The sequence below is a fragment of the Tindallia californiensis genome (assembly GCF_900107405.1).
Lineage (GTDB): Bacteria > Bacillota > Clostridia > Peptostreptococcales > Tindalliaceae > Tindallia > Tindallia californiensis.
This window is the reverse complement of record NZ_FNPV01000021.1, coordinates 1-2,772: the sequence shown is the minus strand read 5'-3', so window position 1 is coordinate 2,772 and position 2,772 is coordinate 1. Positions and strand designations below refer to the sequence as shown.

General features: G+C 41.7%; 2 protein-coding genes and 1 pseudogene. 1 reads left to right on the top strand and 2 read right to left on the bottom strand.

The genetic code is table 11. The annotated features are described in order from the left end of the window. Positions 1-139: stalk domain-containing protein (locus BLV55_RS15085; RefSeq protein WP_408645588.1), on the bottom strand; the 139-nt coding region annotated here is incomplete at its 3' end. A gap of 17 nt (positions 140-156) precedes the next feature. Further along, positions 157-1,185: an Rpn family recombination-promoting nuclease/putative transposase gene (locus BLV55_RS14390; RefSeq protein WP_093315677.1), complete on the bottom strand. Its 1,029-nt coding sequence runs from the start codon at positions 1,183-1,185 to the stop codon at positions 157-159. 482 nt (positions 1,186-1,667) lie between these two features. Here BLV55_RS14390 and BLV55_RS14985 point away from each other — a divergent pair. Further along, positions 1,668-2,683, top strand: a pseudogene (locus BLV55_RS14985) (uracil-xanthine permease family protein). The last annotated feature ends 89 nt before the right edge of the window (positions 2,684-2,772 follow it).

Genomic DNA, 2,772 nt, shown 5'->3' with positions numbered 1-2,772 from the left:
TAGAATTAATCCATTCCGCCCGAGCATCCAGATTATCCGTTGAGAATCGGAGCGGGACAAAGGTTCTTCCACCAATAGACACGGGTGCTACGTCCCAAAGCGAAAGAACCAAAGACGGTCTGATGTCCGCAAGGGCCATAGGGTCGTTAAGTGGGATCAGTGAAGCCATTTCTTTACGTCATCGACGCTTTGGTAATCGAATATTTCTATCAGCATTAAATCCAGTGTATCCGTATCCAGTTGTCTGATTCTTTCTTTTATTTCTTCCGGTAAGACATGAAAACGTTTAGTCAATTGTTTGATGAGTGTATTGGCTTTTTCTTCTTGTTTGCCCCTTTGAATGCCTCTCGCTTCACCTCTCGCTTCACCCAATTGAATACCTTCTTCTCTCAATAAATCTGCTGTGGATTTCATTACTTCACTCCCTTTCGCATAAATTCCTTTCAATTGCTCCGCGATTGCTTCCATCTCTTGTCGGTTCATGGGTTTGCCTTCATTATTCAAATAGCGCAAAAGCGTTTCGAAACAGTCCATGGCGTCCTCTTGGTTTTCCATTTGCCTTAGGTGTTCGCCGGCTCTAAGGATCACGTCTCTGGAATCCCGATGTTTTTGTTGACGCCGGAATACGCTCTGAAAAGCGCTGGTCATGATCTGGAACCGGGCACTGCCTTTCATTTCGTCCACGCTGTAATGCGATAAGTCATAAAAAGGGTATTCGTAATCTGGGACGTACTTTTTGATTGTCTCCGGCAGGGCGTGGTAGCCAGCGATCATGTCGCCCAGTCGAGTTTTAGCCTGCCACGTACTGGCCCCGCAGTAAATAACCAGGGGGATAATGACAGGAAGCTCTTTTATGTCTTGCTTCATGTCGGCCCGCCAAATATCGGTCATATAGCTCATGAGCTGAAATAGGGTATCTTTTTCCACATAGCTCTTATGCTCAAATAAAAAGTAAATATATCCATCCTGACCGTTGATTCGGGTGCTGTAAAGCATATCTGAATGACTTTCTTTTAGACTTTTGTTAATAAACCGGTCTTTTTCCGGATTCAGACTGGTAAGGTCAATCTGACTTAACACATCTTCTGGCAGGTAATAAGTTAGAAAACTATGGGCTACGTCCGTCCGAGAGAAGTTTTCCTTAAAAAAAGTATCGTGGGGATTTTTGACAACGTTGTGATCCATCGATCCACTTCCTTTCTTACTAGCCTAATTATATCATTTTTGAAGATGAAAATCTGCTCTTTTTCAGCTGAAAAGCAACCAGGATAAGGTGTTGCTCGATTCTCAGGAGGGTAAGAAGAAAGATGTGTCAGTTAAAGAAGATTTTGGATGGCCCAAAGGGAACCACCTTGGGTTGGTCATAGATCGGGCGGCACAATAACATAATAAACAATGTAAACATACTGCATATAAACATTTACAATAACTGAACAGAAGCATGCCTGATAAGAGTAAGATTTCTTCGAGAACAGATGCAATTATAACCAGATAAAAAGAACAGAGATAGCCATGTGACAATTTTAATACTTTGCACTGAAAAATCAATCCATCTCATTTACAATGTGTTCGATGATCAATGAGCAATCATTTTAAAGAAGTCTATTTGGGATAGCCCTAGAAAAATGAGGGTTTACAACGCTAAGCAATAGGTACTACAAGAAGCACTGATTTTTCATTTTATCACACAAGGAAAAGTTCCTGCCTACTTAGGCTCATCTTTTTCTTTTATTGCTCCTATCATTGTGGCTGCTGAACTATACGGCCTAGACTACGCCAGAGGTGGAATTGTTGTTGCGAGAATTTTATATCTGGTCTTTTCCTGGCTTGTATCAGTCTATGGACCTGAGAAGATTGTTTCTTTTTTCCCACCAGTAGTCACCGGTCCTATTATTATTGTAATTAGTATGACCCTTGCTCCTACAGCCATTAACATGGCCTCTCAGGATTGGTTGCTATCGATGGTAACTTTACTAGTCATCATCAGTGTAGCAATTTTTAGCAAAGGATTTTTAAAAGTCATCCCCGTCATTATCGGATTAGCTGCAGGCTATGTTCTTGCCGCAATACTTGGACGGGTTGATTACGCGCCTATGCTTGAAGCTGCATGGTTTGGTTTGCCCCAATTTGGACTCCCTAAATTTAACATTGGAGCTATTCTTATTGTAGCACCCATTGCATTAACGACCGTTGTAGAGCATATGGGTGATGTGCTCGCTATGAGTGGTGTTATTAAGAAAGATATCGCTAAAGACCCTGGACTCCATAGAACTTTGGCAGGTGACGGCGTTGCAATAACTATTTCAGCTTTTTTTGGTGGTCCTGCTAATACTACCTATTCTCAAAATACCGGCGTCCTTGCTTTAACTAAAGTATTTGATCCAAAAGTAATGAGAATCGCAGCTATAATAACCATCGGTATTGGTCTGATTCCAAAGCTCACAGGGTTTACTGATACGATTCCAAGATCGATTATTGGTGGTGCTGAAATATTCTGTTTGGAATGATTGCATCCATTGGTGCAAGAACACTTGTAGAAAATCGCGTGGACTTCTCCAAAACTAGAAATATGATTATCGCTTCAGTCATTCTTGTTTTCGGTCTAGGCGGTGCTGTCATTCCAATTGAAATCGGCATGATTGAAATTCAGCTAGTTGGCATGGCTCTTGCGGCAATCAACTGATCCAGCTAACCAGCTCGGGGATCGATCATATACCGATGGAATATCTTCGTGAAAAAAACATTAAGCTTTGCAATGCTCGGGGCATTTAT